Genomic DNA, 25,312 nt, shown 5'->3' with positions numbered 1-25,312 from the left:
GGGCATCTCGACTTCGCTTGATGCGAACGGATTTGTTGGTTCGGTTACAGTCCCCTAGCCCCAAGAACTCGTCAGGCCGATCGCTCGCGTTGCTGGACCAGGTCGAGCGCCACGTCGAATATCATATCCTCCTGGCCGCCGACCATGCGCCGGCGTCCCAGTTCAATCAGAATTTCCCTGACGTCGAGGTCATGGGCCACGGCAGCCGTCTCGGCGTGGCGCAGGAAGCTCGAATAAACCCCCGCATAGCCGAGACTCAAGGTTTCGCGATCGACGCGTACGGGTCGATCCTGAAGCGGCCGGACCAATTCGTCGGCGGCATCCATCAATGTAAAAAGATCGGTGCCATGCGACCATCCATATATGTCTGCGACGGCTATGAAGACTTCGAGCGGCGCATTGCCCGCTCCCGCCCCCATGCCGGCAAGCGATGCATCCACACGGATCGCACCATTCTGCACCGCGACCACCGAATTGGCGACGCCCAGGCTGAGGTTGTGATGGGCGTGGATGCCGCGCTGGGTTTCCGGTTTCAGCGCCCGGTCGTACGCGGCGAAGCGTTCGGCCACCATGTCAGTGGTCAGCGCACCACCGCTGTCGGTCACATAGACGCAGTGCGCACCATAGGCTTCCATTAGCTTGGCTTGCTCGGCCAGCTTGTCCGGCGGCGACATGTGGCTCATCATCAAAAAGCCCGACACATCCATCCCGAGTTTGCGCGCAGCCTCGATATGCTGTTTGGAGACATCGGCTTCGGTGCAATGCGTGGCGACGCGAACCGAACCTACGCCAAGGTCGAAGGCGTGTTTGAGGTCCTCGACCGTACCAATGCCCGGGAGGAGCAATGTCGTCAAAATACTATGGTCGAGGACATCGGCGACCGCCGCGATCCAGTCCCAGTCCGTGTGAGCACCGAAGCCGTAATTCAGCGACGATCCTCCAAGCCCATCGCCATGTGCAATCTCGATCGCGTCGACCTTCGCCGTGTCCAGCGCTTTCGCAATCGCCTGGACTTGATCGAGGCTGTAACGGTGCCGAATGGCGTGCATGCCATCGCGGAGGGTGACGTCCTGAATATAGAGCTTGGAGGTTACGGCATTCATGACGCGGCTTCCTTCATCCGGTTGGCGATCAGCTCCGCCGTCCTCAATGCCGCCGACGTCATGATGTCGAGATTGCCCGCATAGGCCGGAAGGTAATGAGCCGCGCCCTCGACCTCGAGGAACACGGTAACCTTCAGCCCGGAAAACTCGGCGTCCAGATCCGGTATCCTGATCGGGCTGTTGTGCCCGATCCGCTCGAACTGCACCGCCTGTTTGAGCCTGTATCCTGGCACGAAGCTCTGCACCTCATCGACCATTGCATGGACCGACGCTTCAATGGCCCGCTCGTCGGCCTCTGCGCAAAGACAATAGACCGTATCCCGCATGACAAGCGGCGGTTCGGCGGGATTCAGGATGATGATCGCCTTCGCGTGCTTCGCTCCGCCGATTTCGATTATCCCACGCGCAGTCGTTTCGGTGAACTCGTCGATGTTCGCACGTGTTCCGGGGCCGGCCGATCGGGACGCGATCGACGCAACGATTTCGCCATATAGAACCGGAGATATGCGGTTTACGGCCACCACGATCGGAATGGTCGCCTGCCCACCGCATGTGACCATGTTGACGTTGGGCCGATCGAGACTGGCCGCGCCATTCACCGACGGGACGTTGAAGGGGCCAAGCGCGGCGGGCGTCAGATCGATGACCCGCTTCCCATGCTGTTGCAAAACGCGGTCGTGGGCCGCGTGCGCCGACGCGGTCGTCGCGTCGAACACGATATCGATCGCTGAAAACAGGTCGGACGCCAAAAGCCCGTCCAGGCCCTTCGATGTGGTAAAAATCCCCAGCCGTTCGGCGCGCGCCAGCCCCTCGGAAGCCGGATCGACGCCGACCATGGCGGCCATCTCCAGACGCTCGGACAAGCGCATGATCTTGACCATCAGGTCGGTACCGATATTGCCCGAACCCAATATCGCAACTTTTGCCCTGGCACCCATTTTGACAACTTCTCCCAGATGCCGTTTCGTCCCGCTTGCCGATGTGACCATTCAATTGTCATGTGTCAAGCAAAAGGCCGCCACAATCGCGAGTGGCTTTGACATCACATACCGACTCGCGCTTCCTTGAAGGTATGGATTTTGGCTGAAAAATAGATCCATCTGCGATAATGGACGACCCGTGCAGCATCATGACTTTACGCATGTAAACAAATCGGTGATAGTCTGCGGCACCCAAACGGATAGGGAATGATGACGAATTCAGTTGAAACTCTGCTGCAGCATGCCAGGCAGCTCCGCACCAGCGGTCACGGATCGATCCAGACCTGGTCGCCGAAGGTCTTCATTCCGCTCACGCAGCTTTGCCGCGATCGCTGCCATTATTGCACTTTTGCCCAGCATCCGCGCAAAGGGCAGGCCGCCTATCTGACCCGGGCCGAGGTCATCGCCATCGCCATCGCCGGACGCGACGCGGGCTGCACCGAAGCCCTCTTTACGCTGGGCGACAGGCCCGAGGATCGCTTTCCATCGGCGCGCGCCGAACTCGAGGCGCTCGGACATCCATCGACCCTGTCCTATCTCCGCGACATGTGCGCGGCGGTGCGCGACGAGACGGGATTGCTGCCGCACATCAACGCCGGGGTCATGTCGAGCGATGAACTCGCCACGCTGCGCCCCGTCGCCGCATCGATGGGGCTGATGCTGGAGTCGGTGTCTGAGCGCCTGTGCGCGAAGGGCGGTCCGCACTATCGCTCGCCCGACAAGCTTCCAGCCCGGCGACTCGAGACGCTGCGCTGGGCGGGCGAACTGTCGATCCCGTTCACGACGGGAATATTGATCGGCATCGGCGAGACGCGGCAGGAACGCATCGATACGCTCGACGCGATCAACGAATTGCACACGCGCTATGGGCACATCCAGGAAGTCATCGTCCAGAACTTCCGCGCCAAACCGCGCACGCCGATGGCCGGAGCGCCCGAACCCGATCTCGACGATCTGCTGTGGACCATCGCGACCGCCCGGCGGATTTTGGGTCCGAAAGCGAATATCCAGGCACCGCCGAATCTTTCGTCGGACGATTTCGGCCGGCTGCTCGATGCCGGGATCAATGATTGGGGTGGAATTTCGCCGGTAACGCCCGACCACGTCAATCCCGAACGTGCATGGCCGGAGCTGCCCGTTCTGACGCGCGCGACCGAAGCCGCGGGCCTGACACTCGTACGCCGACTGCCCATCTATCCCGCGTTCGCTCAGAATATGGATCGTTGGCTCGATCCGGCGATGATATCCGCGACGCTTCGCGCGATGGACGGCGAAGGCTATGCACGCGACGATCGCTGGGCACCGGGGACAATGATCGCACCGCCCGCCATCCGCACCCAGGGGGCGCCGATTTCGCACGACATAGCGATGATCGTCGAGCGCGCGCTGGCCGGTACGTCGCCCGACGAAGAAGAGATCGTCCGGCTCTTCGCCGCCCGCGGCGCCGAGATCGACCGGGTCTGCGCCGCAGCCGATGCGCTGCGGACGCGGATCCAGGGCGAAACGGTGACCTATGTGGTCAACCGCAATATCAACTATACCAATATCTGTACTTACAAATGCGGCTTCTGCGCCTTTTCCAAAGGGGCGCGAGCGGCCGCCAACGATCGACCCTATGATCTCGATCTGTCCGAAGTCGCGCGGCGCGCGCGCGAGGCGTGGGAGCGCGGCGCGACCGAGGTTTGTCTCCAGGGCGGAATCCATCCCTCCTACACCGGCGAGACTTACCTGGCGCTGCTTCACACCGTGCGCGAAGCCGTACCGGACATTCACATCCACGCTTTCTCGCCACTCGAAATCATGCACGGCGCGAATACGCTCGGGCTATCGCTGGACGACTATCTTGCGCGGCTGCGCGACGCGGGCCTGAACACGCTTCCCGGCACTGCGGCCGAAATCCTCGACGATGAGGTGCGCCGGATCATCTGTCCGGACAAGCTCGACAGCGCGCAATGGCTTGAGGTGATGGCGGCAGCGCACCGCATCGGCCTCCAAAGCACCGCAACGATCATGTTCGGCCATGTCGACAACCCGCGGCACTGGGCCCGTCACCTGCTCCGCATTCGCGACCAGCAGCAACGTTCGGGCGGCTTCACCGAATTTGTCCCTCTGCCCTTCGTCCATATGGAGGCGCCGATCGCGATGCGCGGCCGCGCGCGGCTGGGGCCGACGTTTCGCGAGGTTCTGCTGATGCATGCGATCGCCCGCCTCGCCCTTCACCCCCACCTGACCTCGATCCAGGCGAGCTGGGTCAAGCTGGGATCGGGCGGCGTCGCCGCATGCCTCGCTGCGGGGGTCAATGATCTGGGGGGCACGCTGATGAACGAGAGCATCTCGCGCGCTGCGGGAACGCAGCACGGCCAGGAGATGTCGCCGGCGGCGATGGATAGGCTGATCCACGATATCGGGCGCATTCCACGCCAGCGATCGACGACCTATGGAGATGTCGCATCCGATGTACAGGCTCGCGGACGCACTGCTATTCCGCTGACCGCTCCCATCCAGACTCCGCCACGAAAGCTGCGGACCGCTGCTCCCGACCCGAACGCGGATCTTGCTTTACATGAGTAAAGTTCATAGGAGAGGATGATGCGCGCAAACACGCTTCAGGCGGCGCCGACAGTCGAGCGCGACAATGGCGATGCCATCGGCCGCGCTCTCGTGCACGACTTCTTCGGCCGCGGGCACCAGCTCGACGCGGGGCCGCAAGTCTATCTTGGCCAGCAACTCGACGAAGGGTCGACGATCTACGCCCATTTCCATGACGTCGACCAGTTTCAGGTTATCGTTCTCGGCAGCGGCCGTTTCGGGCGCGTGCCGGTCCAGCCGATCACGATCCAATATGCCGACGCTTTTGCGCCATATGGACCGATCGTTGCCGCACAAGACGGGCTTGGCTTTTTCGTCTTTCGCCGCCGGGCCGCCACAGGCGGCTGGAAGATGCCCGGGAATGCACGCCTGATCCCCAGGCCCATGGGGCGCCGGTTTTTCGTCAATGTCAATGACTGGCAGACGCCTCCCCAAGAGGGCGGCATCTGCAAGGAACATCTCTGGGGTCCAGCGGCGGATGGTCTCGCGATCGAGCTGTTCCGATTGCCCCCCGATGCAACTGCCGCCATTCCGGTCGGGGCGGCAGGAGACCTCCATTTGATGATCTGTAGCGGCAGTCTCCAGCATGACGGAGCGCATCTGCCTGAACTGTCGGTGCTCCTGCCCGACGAAGGCGATGACAAGGCGACGATCACCGCCGGCGGCGACGGTGCCGTCGTGCTGGCCCTGAAATTCCCCGTACCATCGGACAGGCCAGGTTCCGATCCTGCGAAGGGCATCGGCGACCACGACTCCTATGTTCGGGCAATCGATCCCACCGGTTAAGCCGCGCGCCTACCATTTCCTGAAGAGCAGCCCGCGTGCCCCGCGAACGGCAAGCGACTCTCGACCGAATAGCAAAGGGCATGAGCGCCTTGCGGTGTTCATGCCCTTTCCCGTTTGAGTTATTGGTGCGAGAACGCTGTCAACGTTCGCCGCCGAACGGTACGCGCAGTTCCACCCCCCACATCCGGGGCTCACCGATGGCGGTCGCGAAGATGCCCAGGGTCGACAGGGCGGTAATCGCTGCGCGCGAATAATATTTGTCGGTGACATTGTTGACGAACAGCGAGAGATCGAAACCCTGGTTTGCGACATTTTCCCAGCTGACCCGCGCATTCACGATGCCATATCCCGGGACGACCCCCGCCGCGTTGTAGCAGTTCGTATAGATGACGTTGGCCGGAGCCCCGTCGACCGTACATTTCGGGGTGTTGATTTCATTTTGGGTGGTGAAGGATGACCGATAGGAATAGTTGGCGCCGATCGCCACCTTGCCCAAATTCTCGCCGACCGGTACTTCGTAGCGCGCGGCAAGCGTGATCTGGTGCCGCGACACGTCGTTGAATCGGCTGCCCGAAATGTCATTATTATAGATGATGCCCCCGACATTCACGGGGTCGATCCAGCGATCATATTTCGGTTTCAGATAGGCGTAGGATGCGTCGATATAGAAGGCATCGAACAGGCCAATATGCAATTCGGCCTCTCCACCATAGATCTGCGCCGAAGCGGCGTTGGTGGTGTAGTTGAAGGTCTGGTTGCTCCCCGAAAGAACGTTCGTCCGGCGCTGGATATCGCGGTATTTGTTGATGAAGCCCGCAAGTGTCAGGGACGCATCGACATTGTCGCTATGGAACCCGTGTTTCGAACCCAGCTCGAACGCGTCGACCGACTCCGGACCATAGGGGCTGGATGCAATCGTCAGGTTGGTAGCGGACGACGAGAAGCCGCCGGTACGATAGCCTCGGCGATAGGAGGCATAGATCAGATTATCAGCATCGATCTGCCAATTAAGGCTCGATTCCCAGGTCGGCCGGGTGAAGCTGACATCGAAGCGCAGGTTGCACATGTCGCGATCGTTGGGCCCGGTGACGGTCGGCTCCAACTGGCACACAAAGGTCGGGCTGCCCACCGCGATCTGGTCGCGTCCACGGCGGATCAGAATCCGCTTGTCGTGCGTGATGCGACCTCCGAGGGACAGCGAGAGTCCCTCGACAATGCCATTCAGCTCATAGTCGATATGCGCAAAGGCCGAATAGCTCGTGTTGCGCGCATCATAATCGCTTTGACGAAGCCGGTTGAGACCGTTGTTGTAGGCGCCGATCGCTTCCGAGCCGCGCGTCTGGAAATAATAGAGGCCGGCGACATATTTGAGCGGACCAGTCTCCCCGAGAATCTGCAGCTCTTCGCTGAACTCGTTGAGATCATCCTCGATGATCGAATCCTGGAGCGGAATCCGGCTGCCGCTGGCGAGCGAGATCGCCCGATCGAAAACGCCGCGATACCCGATAATGTTCTTGAGCGTCATATCCCCGCCAAGCCCGATCTCGGTCGTGTTCTGGATACTCCAGGTCCGGGTCAGGCCATTGTGATCCTGAACGGGAAAACCAGGCGTCTCCGCGTTGTTGATGATCTCATATTTGCCGAGCGACTGAATTTCCTCGAAGGCATCGATAATGGCCTGGCCCGCGGGGGGCCCAAGCTTGTTGAGTTTCCAGCCCTCGCCGCGCGACCGGCCGCGACTATAGGTGCCGATCGTCGTCGTTCTGAACCCGTCGCTCGGTTCCCATTGCAGGATGGCACGGGCACCGCCGCGTTCGATATTGTTGAACTTTCGCCCGTTCAGAATGTTCGTCAGATACCCGTCGCGATGCGTGTATTTGCCGGCTACGCGCAGGCCCAGCGTGTCGGTGATCGGCAGGTTGATCGCGCCTTCGATGTCGCGAAGCTCATAACTTCCGGCGGTGCCCTTCACATAGCCACCAAAGTCGGCGGTGGGCATGTTCGGCTGGATCAGAACCGCGCCGCCTGTCGCGTTGCGGCCGAAAAGCGTTCCCTGCGGCCCCTTGAGCACCTGCACCGATTCGATATCGAAGAAGCCCGAATTGAGGCCCTGCGACGCGTTCTGCGGCACTTCGGCAAAATAGACGCCGATCGACTGATCGGCGGCGATCGCCGGTTCGCCGTTCCGCTGACCGCGGATGGTAAAGATCAGTTGGCTGAAACCGCGCGTACTTCCCGAGCCGGTGGTGAGCCCTGGCACGACGCGCGCAAGATCCTGCGGCGTCAGGATGTTCGCACGCTCCAGACCATCGGCGTTGACCGCGGAGATCGCGACCGGCACCGAAAGCAGGTTTTCGGCGCGGCGGCGTGCGGTCACGACAATGGCGTTCGGATCGATCGCATCGGTCGGGGCGGCAGCCGATGCGGGCGCCGCAGGATCAACGGCAACGGGCTCGGCCGCGGGCGGCGTCTGTGCCCATGCGGGGGTTCCCGCCACCAACCCCATGGCCGTGCCTGCTATAAAAACGGGCGCCATGCGGCGACGTAATCTGGTCATGATTTTCTCCCTCTCCTCCCGCCGCGCAGCTTTTTGCTGATGGCTCGGCGTATCGCTGGGTGCCGCGATGGAGAGGAAGCTAAGGTATAACTTGACTAGTGTAAAGTAGACTTTTCACACGATTTTTCGGTGAGAATTACACCTTGCCTTGACACATGTAATGTCATGAAATCCCAGCTAAGCCGCGGGCTGCCAGCCGCCCCCAAGGTTGTTGAGTAGCGATAGTTGCCCGGGCAGGTCGAGATCATTTGCCAGTCCCGGACGGTTCACGACAGCCACCCCTGCTCCGAGCGATTCGGCTTCGTGCACATGGGCCCTGTAGCTGCCGGGTCCGAACCGATAGGCAATTTGCGCCGAGCCGCGCGCCAGCAAAGCGTTGGTGCCACCCCCTTCGACATCGGGCGCAAGGACGACGTCGTGCGCCGCTCCAAGCAGCGCCTCGATATCGGCAGGAACGAGCAGCGGGAGATCGCAGCTGAGCGCAAGAATTCCATCGCTTCCACGCGCCCTTACGGCGCGGCGCGCCTCTTCGAGCGCTGCGTTCAAGCCATATCCCCCTTCGATCAGACCTTGCGCGCCCACGCTCTCCGCGAGATCGCATATTTCTTGCGAGGGACTGACAATCAGGCAGGCGTCGCTGCCGACCACCTCGCGCGCCACCGCGAACACATGCGCAAACATTCGCGCATTGAGCGCCGTTCGCTCCTGCACCGACAGGATCTTGGCAAGCCGGCTCTTGCCACTCTCAAATCCCCGCACGGGCAGAATGATGGTCGTCTCGGCCGCCATCGCTCAACCGCAACGGCGCGCGAACTGGATCACCTCTTGCGCCAGGCGTGCCTGATCCGGCGCGTCGCGCATCAGGCTGTCGGTGACCAGCAGCCGGAGGCCTTCGGGTGCCGATGCAGCGGCATCGGCATGGTCGATGACCAAACCATCGAGCAACCCGTCATAGCGTGCCGCGACGGCCGCCGGTGTAGGAACCAGACCCAGTTCGCGCATGATCTTTGCTGCCGGCCCCTTCACCGCTTCACCGCCGATGAAAGGCGAAACGGCGATGAGGGGTACCGAACGATGGCGCAGCGCCTTGTCGACCCCGGCGAGCGCCAGGATCGGTTCAATACTGAGGAGCGGATTCGACGGGCAAATGACGATTGCCTCCAGCGCCGGATCTTCCAGCGCGGCAATCAGGCCCGTCGATGGAAGCGCGTCTCCCAACCCGTCGAATCGAATCCCGCGAAAGCGCGGTTCGCAGCGACGGCGGACGAAATAATCCTGAAAGGCAAGCTCGCCCTCATCGGTGTCGACCATCGTGCTGACGCGGTCGTCGGACATCGGGATGATATGCTGGCGGATGCCCAGCCGCTTCGCAAAATCGGCAGTGATCGCAGAGAGGGTTTCGCGCCGCAGGCGGCGGGTGCGCTCGACATGCGTCGCGAGATCATTGTCGCCCAGCCTGAACCATTGCGCACCGCCGAGCCGCTCGAGCGCGCTCATGAAATGCCAGCTTTCGTCGGCCAAGCCCCAGCCTTGGGTGCGATCGTTGAGGCCTGCGAGCGTATAGGTGACCGTGTCGATATCGGGCGAGATCGCCAGACCCAGATGGACAAAGTCGTCGCCTGTGTTGACGACAACAGTAAGATTGCCGGGAGGCAGGATGGCAGCCAGGCCCGCCGCCAGTTTCGCGCCGCCGACGCCGCCGGCCAATGCGACGATCACCGAAACAAATCCCGGTCGCGGTCGCGTAGCAGCGCCGCGGCTGGATCGTCACCGCCATAGGCCAGGCCGCGAACGATGGTCACGGGCGTTGCCTCGTCGGCCTGCCCCATCGCCAGCGAAGCGGCAGCGGCAATTTCATCCGCAAAACCGAGCTCGGATGTCTGGAGCGGGCGACCGAACATGTCGGGCTTGCCGCGCAGATCGAGCAGCGTGGGCAGCCCGCTCGCGCCGATTGCGGTTCCCACCGTCCCCAGACGCCATGCGCGGCCGATACTGTCGATGATCAGCACGGCGACGGCCGCCCCGACTTGCGCTGACAGATCGGCGCGCAGCAGCCGCGCCGATGCATCGGGATCGACGGGAAGGAGAAGCGCCATTTCATCCTTTCCATGGTCGATATTGGAAGCGTCGATTCCGGCGTTGGCAAGGATGAAGCCCAGCCGGTGCTCGACGATGAGAACCCCGGGAACGGCGCGGATCACCGCTGTCGATTCCGAGAGAATGAGCTCGACGAGACGCGGGTCCTTTTCGACGCGGATCGCGAGGTCCTGCGCCGCCTGCGACGGCGTCACCTCGCCGAGGGGTATCGCGCGGCCTTCGGCTTTGGAGACGATTTTCTGCGCGACGACGACGATATCGCCGTCGGCGAGAGGCAATGCCGCCCGTTCGCAGGCCGCCGCGATCAGGATCGCCAAATTATCGCCGCTTGCAATAGAGGGCAGTCCCGGCAGAGCCATGATCGACAGCCGAGGGGCAATAGGTGTCACGCAATCTCCAAACCGTCGATCCCGGTAATCCGAATCCCCGAGCCCGGTACCTTGTACCGCCGGTTGAGGGCGATGAGAACCGACGTCAACCCTTCGCTGACGACGGAATTGCATAGTGGCCCCGCATACCAGGCGCGCAACCCGATTTGCGTCGAAAGCGCAATCACGGCCTCTGCCGCAGAATTGTCGTCGGCGCACACCAGTACGTCGCATTCGACTTCCGCGTCGAGATCATCGAGATGATGCGCCGAGATATTCTGGAAGGCCGACACCACCCTGACCTCAGGACCGAGTCGTTCCTGCAGCGCTTCGACGGCAGAGCGGCCCGCGGGAAGCTGGACACGGCTGACCTGCGGCGGCACAAGCGGAACGGTCACATCGATCAATATCTTGCCGGCAAGGACCGATGCGACCTCCTTCGCCGTTTCCTGCTGCGCGGCATAGGGAACCGCGAGCGTGACGATCTCGGCTTCCGCAGTGGCGGCGGCGAGACCGTTTCCGGTCGCCAGCGAAACGCCGAGCCTTTCATTGATCGCCGCTGCCGCCGCTTGGGCGCGTTCGATCGAGCGGCTGCCAATGATGACGCGATGTCCCTTGCTGGCCCAGCGCAGCGCGAGGCCGCCGCCTTCCTTGCCGGTGCCCCCGAGAATAGCGATTTTAGCCGTGCCGATGTCCATCATTTCCTGTCCAATTATCGCGCGTCGGGAACGACGGTCTGATTTTGTTCGCCAAGTCCACCGATCCCGAGCCGCAGCTTGTCGCCTGCCGCGAGGAAGCGGGGCGGTGTCATGCCCATGCCGACGCCATGGGGCGTCCCGGTCGCAATAATATCGCCTGGCTCCAATGTGATGAAACCGCTCACATAGGAGATGATGTCCGCGACACCGAAGATCATATCGGCCGTGCTGCCGCCTTGCATCATCGTTCCGTTGACTTCGAGGAACAGTTCCAGCGCCTGCGGATCGGGAATTTCGTCGGCGGTAACGAGCCACGGCCCGACGGGGCCGAAGCTGTCATACCCCTTCCCCTTGTCCCAGCTGCCGCCGCGCGCCAGCTGATACGCGCGTTCGGATACGTCGTTCACGACGCAATAGCCAGCAACATGGGCGAGCGCATCGGCCCGAGCGACGTGCCGCGCCACCGATCCGATAATCACGCCAAGTTCCACCTCCCAGTCGAGTTGGGTTGCGCCCGGGGGGAGCAAGATATCGTCATCGGGGCCCGAGAGGCAGGAAATCGCCTTGGTGAACAGGATGGGCTCGGCGGGATGCGGCATCCCGGCCTCGTCGGCGTGACGTCGGTAGTTCGTCCCGATCGCAAGAAACTTACGCGAACGCGCCACCGGTGTGCCGAGCCGCTGGGGCGCCACGGATGGCAGCGACTGAAGATCGGTTTCGCGCAGCCGTGCAAGCGATTCGGGCGACAGAGCTGCAGGACCGATGTCGTCGATCATGCCGCTCAGATCGCGTATGGTCCCGTCGGCATCCAGTGCGCCGGGACGCTCCTTGCCCTTGGCCCCATAGCGGACGAGCTTCATGACGAAGCGCGATCCTCGGCGACAACCGGATTGCTCAGCACGCCCAGTCCCGTGATTTCGACCTCGACCCGATTGCCCGGACGCATGTTGCTCGGCACGCCGTCGGTTCCGAGCCAGATGACGTCGCCGGGATGCAGCGTGATATATTGCGACATGTCGGAAATGAAGGTCGCGGCGTCGAAGAGCATGTTGAGCGTCGCGAAGCGATCGACCTCCTGCCCATCGATCCGGACGATCGTCTGCATGTCGGTAAAGTCCGGATCGGTGTCGATATAGGGACCCATGGGCTTGAAGGTATCGCTGTTCTTGGCGCGCCACAATGTGCTGTCGGCACGCTGCCATGTCCGCTCGCTGATGTCGTTGCCGATCGTCCAGCCGAGCACATGGCCCAGCGCATCCGCCTTCGAGACATGGCGCGCACGCTTGCCGATCACCGCGACCAGTTCCCCTTCATACTGGAACTGCTCGCCGGCGTCGGCGGGTTTGACGATGGCGGCGCCGTGCGGGATGAGCGCGCTGTTCGCGCGATAGCCGATATGCGCCCGCGAGGGCGGCGTTGGATCGGCGCCGGTCTGCTTTCGCATGCCGACGATATGATCGGTGTAATTCGCCCCGGCGGCATAGAAGGTGCCCGGAACGACCGGAACCAGCAATTCCAGATCGTCCCAGCGCAACTCTTCGCCGCTCAGTGCATAGCCGCCGAACGGATCGCCGCTGACGATCTTTACCGCGTCGCCTTCGACGAGCCCATAGGTTGGCTGGCCATTATGCTGAAATCGTGCCCATTTCATCCTGTCGGCTCCTCATCCCAAAAGTACGGCTTTTTACCGCCGCTTGCATGTCCCGGTCCTGGCGGCGCAACCCGTTGGGGAAACGCCCCCGGGGGCGACGCATTTGCAGGCATCGCCACCCCAGGGAACGAGCCAGGCACCGCTACGGCGCCAGTCGGCGCATCGCGCGCACGCCGCGGAGCGCCGCGGAGCGCCGCGATCCGATATCTTTAGGCAGCAAGTTCGCTGGCAGGTTCGCGGCGCGCCTGGGCATAATAGGTCTGCCGTTCGACCTGCGTCCGCACTTGCGGTGTGACGGTCTTACCCCGAACGATGTCGATGAGACCGCCGGCATCGGGCAGCTGCGAACCGCGCCAGGCGACGTGACCGTCGGGACGGACGAGCACGAGCGGTTGTTCGTACAGCGCCGCAATATTGCCGTCCGCGATGCACTCGACGCGGATTGGAACCTTTCGCTCCGCTGCCGCGGCGAGAAGCGCATCGACACCCTCCGCTTCCTTGTCCGCAAAGCTCAGAAGCACAAAGCCGTTGCCGAACAGATCAAGCATCGAACGGCCATCGGACAGCCATGCGTGCGGCGCGCGGTGTCCCGGACGCGCGGTCGGTCGATAGACCGACGGCTCGTCGGCAGGCGGCGGTGTTCCGTCAGGAACGCACAAGGGCGAGTTCAGATAGGCATAGCCGAGCGCCACCCCGATCGAATTCCACTCGGGATAGCTAGCCTCGACCAGTCCCTCGCCGATGCGCCGCCGGATGCGTTCGCCCTCCGGCGACTCCTCGGCGATGCGCGAGATATCCTCGGCGGGACTCCACGCCTTGTGGTTGCGCTCGGCTTCGAAGACGTTGCGAAAGGCGATCGGCCGCCGCTCGACCTCATAGCTGTCGATCAGCGCGTCGCCGCCCCAGCCCTCGATAACCGCCTGCAGCTTCCACCCAAGATCGACGGCATCGCCGATACCGGTGTTGGCCCCGAAGCCGCCAGTCGGTGTCATCACATGGACGGCGTCGCCCGCAAGCAGGATCCGCCCAGACTGAAAATGGTCGGCGATGATATTCGACCTGCGCCAGGGAAGGATCGAAAGCACTTTCAGATCGGCATCGGGCGATACCGCGCGGCGAATAGCCTCCTGCGGATCGAAAGTCGCCAGATCGGGCTCTTCGTCGAACCGCAAGTTCATGCGCCACTGGCGGTTTTCGCCCTCCATGGTCGTGATGTTGGCCCACGGTCCCTTGGGTCCGAGAATGATATAGCGCTCGGCCGCCTCTTCGCCGCCGTGACCGACGATGTCTCCTTCGAGCAGGACGCTGAGCGAATGGTTCAGGCGATTGCCCTGCACGCCGATGCCGAGTTCGTCGCGCACCCAGCTACGACCGCCGTCGCAGGCGACCAGCCACGCCGTGCGCAAGGTCAGAACCTCGTCGGTTTCAAGGTTGCGCACCTGCAATTCGACGTGATCACCCTTGTCGGCGAACGCTTCGACCGAATGCCGCATGCGAAGGTCTGCGCCCAGCTCGATCGCGCGCTTGCGGATGATCGGGTCATAATACATCTGCCGGCACCGCTGGTGCTTCTCCGGCGTTTCGGGCGGCGTCGGAGTCTCGCGCAGCGTCCCAAGCCGGGCCGTCGCCAGCTCATGCCCCGACACGCTGAGACAAAAGCGCTGGTTGAGCGGGAAGTCAGGGTTGAAATATTTGCGCACCTCGTCGGCGATGCCCCAGCGGCGCAAATGTTCCATGGTGCGCGCGGTGAAGCCCCCGGCGCGCGGATGAACGACTTCGCCATCCCCCCGCTCGATCAATATCGGGCGCTGTCCACGCCAGGCGAGGTCGACGGCGACGGCGAGGCCGACGGGACCGCCGCCTAAAATGATGACATCGGCGTCGAGTGTCGGCGCTTGTTCGGTAGCCACGATCTCCGGTACCTTTCTCTTGAAGTTGGTCGCTTGGGCTGCGCTTTATTGCGTCAGCATGGGCAGCGATTTGACCCGGAGCTCGCCGACCGATCCGCTGTAGGTCACCGGCATGTCGGGGTTTTCGAGCCGCGCGTCGGGAAAGCGGGTGATCAGCTGCTCGACCGCAATTCGCATCAGCGAGCGGGCGAGAAAGAAACCGAGACAGGCATGTGGCCCCGATCCGAAAGCGACGATGCGCGGGTTGCGCCGCACGTCGAATTCCAGCGGATTGTCATAGACCGTCGGGTCATAGTGCGCCGCTTGCGACGAAATGCGCACGACCATGCCCTTCAGGATCTTGGTGCCGCCGACTTCAGTGTCGCGCTGCGCGAACCGGGGAAAGGTCATGTAGCTGCCCGAATGCCAGCGCTGCGCTTCGGCGACCGCGCCGGTAATCAGCTCGGGCTCCTTCTGCAGCACGCGGATGGCGTCGGGATGCTGATAGAGCGAATAGAAGACTCCGCCGATGGCATTGGTGGTTCCGCCAAGCGCGCCCGCGGTCAGCGTGAAAATCTGGTCGAACATCTCCTCGTCCGACAGCTTGTCGTCATTGTCGCGCGCCGCGATCAGGTCGCTGATCAGATCGTCGCCGGGATCTGCCCGGCGTTCGTCGATCAGTTTCTGGATCGCCTCGCGCGCGTCGGCGAACGCCTTGACGCATTCGTCGGGATAATTGTGACCCGCCTCGGTATAGGTCACCAGCGGGATCACCCGGTGCATTTCGGTAAAGATCTTCTTTTGTTCGGGGTTGAGCTTCAACATCACCGTCAGCAGCCCTTCGACGATCAGATGGTTGCCATAATCGGCCATCGCGTCGAACTTTCCGCCCTTTTCCTCGATCCGGTCGAGCAATCGGTCGATGGCCGCCCGCATGCGGTCTTCCAACCGTGTGACCGCCTTGGGCGCGAGCGCATTGTTCATCAGCCGACGAACACGGCTGTGCGGCTCACCGTCCATCTGCGCCAGAATCTTGATGCCCATGAACTTGTCGAACATCTCGTAACCAGGCTTCTTGGGTACCGCAGTCGGGAATCGCTCGACATCTTTATAGACTTCAAGCGCATCTGCCTGGCGCGTACACAGAACGAATACGAAACCATCGCGCGGGATGTAGATCGGCTCGCGCTTCGCCCAGTCCGCCGACAATTCACGCATGCGCTGTTTCGTTTCCTGGCTGCCCAAATCGATGCGCACGACTTTCGATTGATCCAGCGCGTCGACGTCAATCGGCGGCGCTTCGCTCGTGAGTACCACTCTGTCTTCTCCCATATTCGTCTTTACATGTGTAAAGTCACGTAAGCCACGACCGGCGACGAGTCAACTCGCAAGCATAGGCAGCGACTTGATCTTGAGTTCGCCGACCGACCCGCCATAATCGAGCGCGATATCCGGATTTTCGAGCCGGGCGCCGGGCAAGCGGGTCAACAGGCGCGACACCGCGTTGCGCAATATCGACTTGGCCAGGAAATGCCCGAGACAGGCGTGCGGCCCGTAACCAAAGGCGATATCGCGCGGCCGACGGTGGATGTCGAAGCGCAGCGGATCGGGGAAAGCGACCGGGTCATAATGCGCCGCCTGCGGCGAGACGCGAACGACCATGCCTTTCAGAATCTTCGTTCCGCCCACTTCTGTGTCGCGCGTCGCGAAGCGCGGAAAGGTCATATAGCCGCCGCTGTGCCAGCGCTGACATTCCGAAATCGCCGCAGGCAACAGCTCCGGTTGCGCTTGTATTTCCGCGATCGCATCTTGATGCCTGTAAAGTGCATACATGACATTGCCGGCACCCAACGTCGTGCCCGACAAGGCTCCAGCGGTAAGCGTGAAAATCTGGTCGAACAATTCCTCGTCATTGAGCCGGTCGTCGTTGTCGCGCGCCGCGATAAGGTCGCTGATCAAATCGTCGCCCGGATTGGCGCGCCGTTCCTCGATCAGTTCATTGATGGCGACGCGCGCGGCCGCGAAAGCATCGATACATTGCTGTGGATAGCTATGCCCCGAACCAGTATAGGTGATGAGCGGGATCACGCGGTGCATGTCGAGGAATATCTCTTTCTGCGTCGGCGACAGGCGCAGCATGACGGTGAGCAACGCCTCGCTGACCAGATGTTCGCCATAGTCGCCCATGGCGTCGAAGCGCCCACCGGGCCCGCGCTCCTCGATGCGGTCGATCAAGGCATCGAACCGCGCGATCATCGCCTGCTCAATGCGTGCGACCGAGCGCGGTGCCAGAGCATTGTTCATCAACCGGCGAACGCGGGCGTGCGCCTCGCCCTCCATCTGGGTAAGCACCCGGACGCCCATGAACTTGTCGAACATTTCAAAACCAGGACGCCGCGGTACCGCGGTCGAGAAGCGCTCGGGATCCTGATAGACTTCGAGCGCATCGCGATGGCGGCAGCAGAGCACGAAGACGAAGCCGTCCCGCAGAACATAAAAGGGGTCGCCCGTCGCCCATGCAGCTGACAATTCGCGCATTTTTTTCTTCGTCTCGGGGCTTCCGAGATCGATATCGACGATTTTCGATTGATCGAGCGTCGATGCATCGATCTTTTCGGCGGCCACCGCTTCCGTCATGGAATTCTCCTTTGGATTAAATGCTTAGCCATGCGCTGCATAGGCCTTGACGACGGCTTCGAGGCCGTCAGGGGTGCTGCCGTGAATGAGGAGTTCGTCTGCGCCCGCCCCAAGGTAGGCGGCATAGCGCTCGGCGATATATTCGGCACTGCCGACTGCGGCGCCTTCGGTCAGCCATTCAGCCGGGATCATTTGTGCGGCCTCGGCAAAACGCTTGACCGCTTCGGCATCGACACCCGTCGGTTCGGATCCGTGCAAGCCCGCACCCAATAGCGCTTCGAGCGGCGCAGGATCCCAGCCATTGGCATTGACCAGCGCCGTTGCCAGCCGAGGTCCCCGAAAATAGGTCATCGCGCGTGCATCGACGATGCGGCGCTTTTCGGCATCCGATATCGTGTCGGGTGCGGTTACGACGCAGGCGGTGATCTTTACCGAGGCGGGATCGCGCCCCGCTTTCTCGGCAGCGCCGCGGACGATAGCAATCGAGCGCCGCGCGCCCTCGACGGTCAGGAAAGGATGAAGGACGACCCCGTCGAAGGCTTCGCCGCCGAGTGCCAGCGCCTTCGGCCCGGTGGCGCCGAGAATGACTGGCGGCGCCACCTCGGGCGGTTGTAGCAACTCCATCTCGTCGAAGCGGCCGAGAATGCCGTCGTAGGAGACTTTCTCGCCGCGCCATAGTCGGCGCAGCAGGTCCGCGTAATCACGCATGTGCGCCATTTTGAACACAGGAAATCCCTGGCGCGCCAAGCGTTCGGGCGACGAGGTACCTACTCCCATGGTAAAGCGATTCCCGCTCAATCGCTGTATCGTAGCGCCCAAACCGGCTGTGACCATCGGGTGCCGCCCGGTGAAATGAGTCAACCCCGCGACGATCCCGACGCGTTCTGTGGCATAGGATATGGCGCCGCAGATTGCGCCCGTTTCCTTGCCTTCCCAGCGCTCCGACGCCCAGATCGATCCCAGCCCGATGCGCTCCGCCTCGATGGCGTGCCGGATCGCCTGCCGCGAATCGGCATCGCGGCCCGGAAGCGCATAGGCACTCAGGATATTGGGGTTCATCGCGTTCCTCTCCTTTATTGCTATACCCCTGCCTAACGTTTCACTTTACACATGACAAGTACTTCGCTTAGGGGAGGCGGCGGAGAGGAAAAAAAGTGCAACGGCTAGACCCAGAAACAATCAGGCAAGGGATCGCTTCGTGGCTTTCCCGGCAGATGCCCCAGGCAGCGAATCTGATCGTCGCGCCGGTTCATTTTCCAACCGCGGGCGGCCGCTCGGCCGAAAGCTCGTTCATCGACATCAGCTATGACCAGGGCGGGCGGCGCTGTTCGGAGCAGTTGGTTATCCGGCGCGCGTTCGATGACGATATTTTTCTCGATGCCGACATCACCCTGCCCTACCGCATGATGGTTGCGATCGGCGAACGCTCTAACATCCCGGTTCCCGAATGCATCGGTCTCGAGATGGACCGTTCGGTGCTGACCACGCCGTTCCTGGTCATGAAACGGTGCGCCGGCCGAATTGCCCCTCAGGTTCCCAATTATAATCTCGGCGGCTGGATCCACGCGCTGGCGCCTGCCGAGCGGGGCAAATTATGGCGCAACGGAATTGCGGCGATTGCCGAGGTCCACAGGCTGCCTTGGTCCGAAGGTTTCGAATTTCTCGACGATCCGGCGCGGGGCGAGACAGGTCTCGGCCAATATCTCGACTGGCTCGAGCGCTGGTACGACTGGGCGCTGGCCGGACGTTCGTTGCCGCTCGGCAATGCGGCCCTCGACTATCTCAAGGCGAACCGGCCGCAGTCGCCGCGCATCGATGTCTTGTGGGGGGATGCAGCACCGCACAACCTGTTGTTCAACGACGATCTGACCGTGAGCGCGCTGCTCGACTGGGAGACCGCTCGCCTTGGTCCCGGCGAAGCCGATCTCGCCTGGTGGCTCTTCTTCGACGAGCTCATGTCGGAGGCCATCGAGGTCGATCGCCTGCCCGGCCTGCCCGATCGCGATGAAACGATCGCGGTCTACGAGGCCGCCAGCGGCCGCAAAACCGTCGATATGGATTATTATTCGATCCTGTCCGCATTCCGGATGATGGTCGTCAGCGTCCGCGCGGGCGACCGCCGCGCCGGAGGGATGGGCCGGACGCCGAGCCAACAGATGACCGAGAGCCCCAGCGCAAGGATGCTGGCTCGGCAGCTCGGCTTGCCCGTCGCCCCCAAGGGCGAAGCCTATCAGGCCGCCCGCGCCATTCTGGGACGCGCCGAGGGATAGCCAGCGGACAGAAGTTTGATTGACACGTGACAAGTCCTGACATAATTCGCAGGCATGGAGAGGGAAAAGTGAAACTAGCGCGCTTTGAGATGGGAGAAGATAGTTGTTGGGGGATCGTCGATGTCGAGCACGACGCTATCCGGCCCTTTACTATTTCTCTCGCCGAATGGACGGCTGCCTGGTTCGACGGTATCGATCTGAATTCGCTGACCGATCCTGCGGCTGCACAGCCCCTTTCATCGACACGGCTTCTCGCTCCTGTCGATCGTTGCTCGAAAACGATCTGCATGGGCCTCAACTACCGGAAGCATGTCGAAGCCTTTGGCAATCCGATGCCCGACGTTCCGGTGGCCTTCATCAAGGCGCCCACGGCGATCATCGGACATGATGATCCGATGCGCTACCCGCCGCTCACACAGAAGCTCGATTATGAAATCGAGTTGGTGATCATGATCGGCCGGCCGCTGACCGAGGGCATGCGCCCGATGGATGCCGCCATCGGCTATACGATCGGCAACGACGCATCGGCGCGCGACCTGGCCAAGGGCCCCCGCGGCGCCGATCTCTATTCGGCGAAATCGCAGGACGACTGCACCGGTATCGGGCCTTGGGTCGTTACGATCGACGAGATCGGAAAGGAGCCCGACCTGCTCATGGAATTGCGCGTCAATGGCGAGGTGCGCCAGCACGACCGCACCAATACGATGGAATGGAATGTCGACGAAGTGCTGACTTATATCAATGCGCGTACCCGGCTCGAACCGGGTGACCTTGTCTTCACCGGGACGCCCGCCGGTGTGGCGCTCGAAGACGGGCGATTCCTGGTCGACGGCGATGTCGTCGAGTGTGAGATCGAGCGGATCGGATTGCTGCGCAACACGGTGCGCGGCGCGTCGCGCGTGGTGACCGCAAATGCGTGAGCTCAACACTCAGGTTCTGGTCGTGGGTGCCGGCGGAGCCGGTCTCGCGCTATCGATCTTCCTCGGTGATCTCGGCGTCGATGCGCTGACGATCGAGCGTCACCCGGGGACATCTCACCTGCCCAAGGCTCATTATATCAACCAAAGGTCGATGGAGATATTTCGCCAGCACGGTGTCGCCGACGCGATCTATGCACGCTCGGCTCCACGCGAAAACCTCGGCCGCATCCGGTGGATGACATCGCTCGGCGGCGACGGCCCGCTCGATGGATTGCAATTCGCCGCGCCTTCGATTCTCGGCGGCGGCGACCATGCGGCAATGTACGACCAGAAGGGCACGACGCATCCGACCAATATTCCGCAGATTCGGCTCGAGCCAATCCTGCTCGAGCAATGCGAAGCGCGGTATCCAGGACGCATTCTCTTCAATCACGAACTCGAGAGCTTTGCGCAGGATGCGAATGGCGTCACCGCGATCGTTCTCGATCGCCAGTCGGGCGAACGGATGACGGTCCGCTGCGCCTATATGATCGCAGCCGACGGCGGCAAGACGATCAATCCGGCACTCGGGATCGAAATGATAGGCGACAAGGATTTGGGTGACTTTTATACTGTCTGGTTCGCCGCCGATCTCAGCGGCTATATCAAGGATGACGACGCGGTCATGCGCCGCATCTTCCACCCCGAAAAGCCCTATCGCGTCAATTCGCTGCTGACTTTTGGTCCCGATCATTGGGACGGGCGGAGCGAGGAATGGGCTTCGAACTTCACGCGCGGGCCACGCTTTGCGAGCGTACCGGGTGAACGCGAGACCGTAACCGACGAAGAACTGATCGAAGATGTTCGCGGCTTTCTGAAAGTCGACGTTCCCCTCACGGTACGGCGAGTGAGCCGCTGGTCGCTAGAAACGGTGATCGCCGACAAGATGCAGGTCGGCCGGATCGTGATCATCGGCGATGCGGCGCACAAGCATCCGCCCGCCGCCGGTCTCGGCCTCAATTCCGGGTTTCAGGATGCGCACAATATTGCGTGGAAACTGGCGCTCGTGACCAAGGGACTAGCCCCCGCGAGCCTGATCGACGCCTATGAGCTCGAGCGCCGCCCGGTTACCGCGAGCAATGTGCGCTGGTCGATCAACGCGTCGACCAACGCCTATCTCATCATGTCGGGCATCGGCGTTGTTCCCGGCGAAAGTCCGGAGAAAACCTGCGAGCGCTTCAAGGTGCTTGTCGAGGACAGTTTCGAGGGCGAAACACGGCGCGCCCAGCTCAACGAGATTCTCAATATCCAGCGCGTCGAATATGCCGCGCACGACCGCGAACTCGGTTTCGTGTACCCAGACGGCGCGGTGGTCGACGATGGCTCGCCGCCGGCCAAACGCGATCCGATGGGCCACATCTATTATCCCACTACGAGGCCCGGTTCGCGATTGCCACACGCATGGCTCACGCAGGGCGACCGGCGGCTATCCACGCACGACCTTATACCCATGGGTGGCTTTGCGCTGATCAGCGGCGCGAATGGAGGCCGCTGGCACGACGCCGCGGCCCAGATTGCGGCGGAATCGGGCATCACGATTCATGCGTGGAGCGTTGGACCGGGCGGAGATGTCGCCGATCCGTCAGGTCAGTGGCTCTCCGAGCGTGAAATCGGGGACGATGGCGCGATCCTGGTGCGACCCGATGCGCATGTCGCCTTTCGCGCGCTGGGCCGCGTCGACGATCCCGCCGGCACATTGCGCAATGCTTTCGAGCAAATATTGAGCGGCTCGCGCGCGGCGACCAAAACGGCCGAGCCGATGGCCGCGAATTCGGGAGATTAGGCATATGTTCTGGGTGACGAGCCGGTTGGTTCACTTCGATCGTGTCGCGTCGGCCTGGCTGATCAGCCGCTTTATCGATCCCGAAGCCCGCTTCGAATTCATCGATCCAGCCGACAAATTTCCGGAAGGGGCGACCACCTTCAGCCTCGCGGGCGGCGATATCGGACGCCATGATGCCGACGGAACGACATTCAGCAAGCTGCTGCGCAAATATGGGGTTTCAGACCCCGCGCTGCGTGAGATGGAGAAGATCGTCGCCGCCGGCGTCGCCTATGTCATGCAGGGTGTCATGCCCTCACCGGATGATCGCTGCGCGCTGATCGCAGTCGGCCTGCTGGCCGTCGGCGAGGGCAACCTGATCCTGGAATCCAGCGATCACGATATTCTCGATCGCAGCTTTCCGGTGTGGGACGCGATCTACGTCGACGCATCCATGCATTTGCTGCGACACGCGCCGGCCGCGAGCGAAGGCGACCCCGCAGCGCGGCAAGCCACCCGCTTCAACATGGCGATCGCGCGCGCGCGGCACGTCGTCGGCCGGGCCCGCAAGCGCGCAGCGATCGCGACCTCGGCATGAGCGAGCCTGCCCCGGTCCGGATCGGCCCGAACCGCGAACTTGCCGTCGACGGCATCGTCGTTGGCGGCCTGTCGACCTCGGTATCCGACCTCGACCGGTCGATCGGCTTCTATCGCGCGCTCGGTTTTGCGGTCGGAACGCCGTTCGATATTTTGCCCGCCTATCGGCCGATATTGGGAATGCACGACGGCAGCATGGCACGCGCGGTCTATGTAAAGCGCGACGGCGTCGCGCTCGAATTGGTCGAAACCGGGTCGGCCTCGCCTGCCCCGCCCAGCGGAAGCTTCGCAGCTCAACTGGGCCTCACGCACATCCGATTATGTGTGGACTCGCTTCCCCGGGTCGAAGCGCTGATTCAGGCCTGCGGTGGCGAGGTGCGGGACGAGGCGCGAGTTGCCGCCAACGGCATGGTATATGTCTATTGCACCGACCCAGACGGCATGCGCATCCTCCTCTCGGCGCCCGCGGACGGATGACCGGATGGTTTATCGCCCATCCAGACCATCAGAAACTATATTGCCATCGTCGAGATAGGGGTCGGTCGGGGCGACCGCTTCCGCTTTGCTGTCTGACACGGCAGTCCACGCCACAAGACGTCGGACAAGGGGATCGCCCTGCCCGAAATCGTGAAAACCGCGTACAGCCTCCAGCGTTTCACGATCGGCGACGGTCAATCGATGGCGTTGCCGCATGTAGTCGCCCCAGGTACGAAATTCGAACCGCTCAACCCAGGATTCGGGATCGGCGGGATCGCGAAACAACGCCCATCGCTGAGCCCCATCGCGGCGCCTTATGCGTCCGCGCTCGGCCATCGCAGCCGCAAAGGCGTGCGCGCTTGTAGACGGGATCCGGTAGGAGACGCTGATGATCACGGGTCCGCGAAATGGCAGCGGCGCCCCTGCTTCCGATGCGAGATCGAATATACGCAGCGGCGAGAGTTCGGGCATCAGCGGCTGAGGCAGCGGCAGTATGAAGCCCGTGAATGCAGCGAGAATCATCACTGCGGCGGAAGCGAGAAAAGCCGATTGCAAGTCGATCGCTTGTGCCACCTGCCCCCATCCCCACGCGCCCGCAGCCACGCCGCCCAACAATGCCATCTGAAAAAGCGACATCGTCCGGCCTACGACCCAGCGAGGGGATGCCATTTGCACGCCTATCATCATCGTCGACACCGCGACCACCCAGCCGAAACCGGCGAACGCCAGTATCGTCAGCGACGGAAGCAACGGCCAGCCAAATGCGATCATCGCCGATGCCAAAGCATAAACCATCATCGCACTGCCGACTGTATGCTCGTGCGACAGCGATCGGCGGATGCGCGTGCCGGCCAACGCTCCAACGACCGCGCCGGAACCGAAGGCGCCCAGAACGAAACCGTAGACGGTGGCATCACCTCCGATCAAATCGCGCGCGATGAGGGGCATCAAACCCCAGATCGCGCTGCCTCCGGCGCCGAGCAGGAGGCCGCGGAGCATCGCTGCCATCAGCGAAGGCGTTTCGCGAACATAGCGCAGCCCCGCAGCGACCGCGGTTCCGAGAGGTTCGGGGGGGAATTGCGCTTCGCGGGGAGGAGAACGCCATCGGGTCAACACGATAATCAGACCGACATAGGTGAATGCGTTGAGAACAAACGCGCCTTGAGAGCCGACCAGAGCAACGATCATACCACCAATAGCTGGCGCGGCTGTCCGCGCGAGGTTCGTATTCATGCTGTTGAGCGCGACCGCCCCGGCGATGTAAGGTCTGGGAACATGGTCGCCGACGGAGGCCTGCCAAGAGGGAGCATATATTGCCGTGCCGCAGCCGATGACGAAGGTCAGCACCAGCAACGACCATGGTGTGATAAAGCCGAGCAGAGTCAGTGTCGCCAAGGCAATCGCGGCCCCTAGCATGGCATATTGCGCCGTCAGCATGATAATGCGCCGGTCGCCGATGTCGGCGATCGCGCCGGCCATAACGGCGAGCATGAGGATCGGCAGCGTTGTCGCTGACAGGACGAGCGCGACCATGGTGGCCCTCGGATCGAGGGTTGTCATCAACCATGACGCGCCAACGGTCTGGATGACCGACCCGAAGTTGGAAACAAGGCTCGCGAGCCAGATGGCTCGGAAACTGCCGAAGCGTAGCGGTGCCCACGTGCGGTGACTTTGGCTTTCGTTCACATCGCCCCTCTCGCTCCGCGATCCAGAAATTTACATCTGTCTACTTATTTTTATGGATGCTCGGAACATAATTTTCGCTGTGTTTCTGCTGTTGCATGCAAATGCTCCAGTCGATATGTCTTTCTAAATTTACATGTGTCAATGAATTTTCAATGAGTACGCAGCTGCAAACTGTGTGGCGAAAAGGGAGAGCGACAATCACTAGA

21 protein-coding genes are annotated in these 25,312 nt (G+C 62.2%); 7 read left to right on the top strand and 14 right to left on the bottom strand.

The genetic code is table 11. From position 1 onward, the window contains the following. Positions 1-71: 71 nt before the first annotated feature. Positions 72-1,103, bottom strand: coding sequence for a 4-hydroxy-2-oxovalerate aldolase (dmpG, locus tag FHR21_RS17470; RefSeq protein ID WP_184100666.1), 1,032 nt, complete (start codon positions 1,101-1,103; stop codon positions 72-74). Then, positions 1,100-2,041, bottom strand: coding sequence for an acetaldehyde dehydrogenase (acetylating) (locus tag FHR21_RS17465; RefSeq protein ID WP_184100764.1), 942 nt, complete (start codon positions 2,039-2,041; stop codon positions 1,100-1,102). Before FHR21_RS17465 ends, dmpG begins: the two co-directional genes overlap by 4 nt. A gap of 249 nt (positions 2,042-2,290) precedes the next feature. Between FHR21_RS17465 and cofH the strand changes: the two genes are divergently transcribed. Further along, positions 2,291-4,654, top strand: coding sequence for a 5-amino-6-(D-ribitylamino)uracil--L-tyrosine 4-hydroxyphenyl transferase CofH (gene cofH / locus FHR21_RS17460; protein WP_184100664.1), 2,364 nt, complete (start codon positions 2,291-2,293; stop codon positions 4,652-4,654). A gap of 18 nt (positions 4,655-4,672) precedes the next feature. Next, positions 4,673-5,458: a hypothetical protein gene (locus FHR21_RS17455; protein ID WP_184100662.1), complete on the top strand. Its 786-nt coding sequence runs from the start codon at positions 4,673-4,675 to the stop codon at positions 5,456-5,458. 139 nt (positions 5,459-5,597) lie between these two features. Here FHR21_RS17455 and FHR21_RS17450 read toward each other — a convergent pair whose 3' ends face one another. From FHR21_RS17450 to FHR21_RS17400, 11 genes are all read right to left on the bottom strand, one after another. Next, positions 5,598-8,015, bottom strand: coding sequence for a TonB-dependent receptor (locus FHR21_RS17450; RefSeq protein WP_184100660.1), 2,418 nt, complete (start codon positions 8,013-8,015; stop codon positions 5,598-5,600). Between the two features lie 177 nt (positions 8,016-8,192). Continuing rightward, positions 8,193-8,804, bottom strand: coding sequence for a 2-phospho-L-lactate guanylyltransferase (gene cofC, locus FHR21_RS17445; protein WP_184100658.1), 612 nt, complete (start codon positions 8,802-8,804; stop codon positions 8,193-8,195). A 3-nt stretch (positions 8,805-8,807) separates the two neighbouring features. Continuing rightward, positions 8,808-9,734 carry a 2-phospho-L-lactate transferase gene (gene cofD / locus FHR21_RS17440; RefSeq protein WP_184100656.1) on the bottom strand — a complete coding sequence of 309 codons (927 nt, stop codon included), beginning with the start codon at positions 9,732-9,734 and terminating at the stop codon, positions 8,808-8,810. Beyond that, the gene (gene cofE, locus FHR21_RS17435; protein ID WP_338113203.1) at positions 9,731-10,615 is read right to left on the bottom strand and encodes a coenzyme F420-0:L-glutamate ligase; all 885 of its coding nucleotides are present in this window, start codon (positions 10,613-10,615) and stop codon (positions 9,731-9,733) included. Before cofE ends, cofD begins: the two co-directional genes overlap by 4 nt. Next, complete coding sequence (gene npdG, locus FHR21_RS17430; RefSeq protein WP_184100654.1) at positions 10,498-11,178, bottom strand: NADPH-dependent F420 reductase; 681 nt, start codon at positions 11,176-11,178, stop codon at positions 10,498-10,500. Before npdG ends, cofE begins: the two co-directional genes overlap by 118 nt. Positions 11,179-11,192: 14 nt before the next feature. Further along, positions 11,193-12,038 carry a fumarylacetoacetate hydrolase family protein gene (locus tag FHR21_RS17425; protein ID WP_184100651.1) on the bottom strand — a complete coding sequence of 282 codons (846 nt, stop codon included), beginning with the start codon at positions 12,036-12,038 and terminating at the stop codon, positions 11,193-11,195. Beyond that, a complete protein-coding gene (locus FHR21_RS17420) occupies positions 12,035-12,829 on the bottom strand; it encodes a fumarylacetoacetate hydrolase family protein (RefSeq protein ID WP_184100649.1) in 795 nt (264 codons plus the stop codon). Before FHR21_RS17420 ends, FHR21_RS17425 begins: the two co-directional genes overlap by 4 nt. A gap of 209 nt (positions 12,830-13,038) precedes the next feature. Then, complete coding sequence (locus FHR21_RS17415) at positions 13,039-14,739, bottom strand: FAD-dependent monooxygenase (RefSeq protein ID WP_184100647.1); 1,701 nt, start codon at positions 14,737-14,739, stop codon at positions 13,039-13,041. Between the two features lie 45 nt (positions 14,740-14,784). After that, entirely contained in the window at positions 14,785-15,936 is a 1,152-nt protein-coding gene (locus FHR21_RS17410) for a cytochrome P450 (protein ID WP_184100645.1), read from the bottom strand. A gap of 162 nt (positions 15,937-16,098) precedes the next feature. Further along, entirely contained in the window at positions 16,099-17,355 is a 1,257-nt protein-coding gene (locus FHR21_RS17405; RefSeq protein WP_184100643.1) for a cytochrome P450, read from the bottom strand. 24 nt (positions 17,356-17,379) lie between these two features. Beyond that, positions 17,380-18,414, bottom strand: coding sequence for a TIGR03857 family LLM class F420-dependent oxidoreductase (locus tag FHR21_RS17400; RefSeq protein WP_184100641.1), 1,035 nt, complete (start codon positions 18,412-18,414; stop codon positions 17,380-17,382). Between the two features lie 155 nt (positions 18,415-18,569). On the opposite strand from FHR21_RS17400, the gene FHR21_RS17395 reads away from it, so the two are divergent. Genes FHR21_RS17395 through FHR21_RS17375 form a run of 5 tightly spaced genes read left to right on the top strand, consistent with a single transcriptional unit; the run spans position 18,570 to position 23,420 of the window. Then, positions 18,570-19,625 (top strand): phosphotransferase family protein, encoded by a 1,056-nt coding sequence (locus tag FHR21_RS17395; protein WP_184100639.1) that lies wholly within the window; start codon positions 18,570-18,572, stop codon positions 19,623-19,625. Positions 19,626-19,651: 26 nt separating this feature from the next. Next, on the top strand, positions 19,652-20,545 hold the full coding sequence (locus FHR21_RS17390; RefSeq protein WP_184100637.1) for a fumarylacetoacetate hydrolase family protein: 894 nt from the start codon (positions 19,652-19,654) through the stop codon (positions 20,543-20,545). Beyond that, positions 20,538-22,367 carry an FAD-dependent monooxygenase gene (locus tag FHR21_RS17385; RefSeq protein WP_184100635.1) on the top strand — a complete coding sequence of 610 codons (1,830 nt, stop codon included), beginning with the start codon at positions 20,538-20,540 and terminating at the stop codon, positions 22,365-22,367. The genes FHR21_RS17390 and FHR21_RS17385 overlap by 8 nt, the downstream gene beginning before the upstream one ends. A gap of 4 nt (positions 22,368-22,371) precedes the next feature. Beyond that, positions 22,372-22,944, top strand: coding sequence for a chromate resistance protein ChrB domain-containing protein (locus FHR21_RS17380; RefSeq protein WP_184100633.1), 573 nt, complete (start codon positions 22,372-22,374; stop codon positions 22,942-22,944). After that, entirely contained in the window at positions 22,941-23,420 is a 480-nt protein-coding gene (locus FHR21_RS17375) for a VOC family protein (RefSeq protein ID WP_184100630.1), read from the top strand. The genes FHR21_RS17380 and FHR21_RS17375 overlap by 4 nt, the downstream gene beginning before the upstream one ends. A gap of 9 nt (positions 23,421-23,429) precedes the next feature. Here the strand turns inward: FHR21_RS17375 and FHR21_RS17370 are convergent, their stop codons facing one another. Next, positions 23,430-25,106: an MFS transporter gene (locus FHR21_RS17370; protein WP_184100628.1), complete on the bottom strand. Its 1,677-nt coding sequence runs from the start codon at positions 25,104-25,106 to the stop codon at positions 23,430-23,432. Between the last annotated feature and the right edge of the window lie 206 nt (positions 25,107-25,312).

It is taken from the genome of Sphingopyxis panaciterrulae (genome assembly GCF_014199295.1).
GTDB lineage: Bacteria > Pseudomonadota > Alphaproteobacteria > Sphingomonadales > Sphingomonadaceae > Sphingopyxis > Sphingopyxis panaciterrulae.
This window is presented reverse-complemented; position numbering and strand designations above follow the sequence as displayed.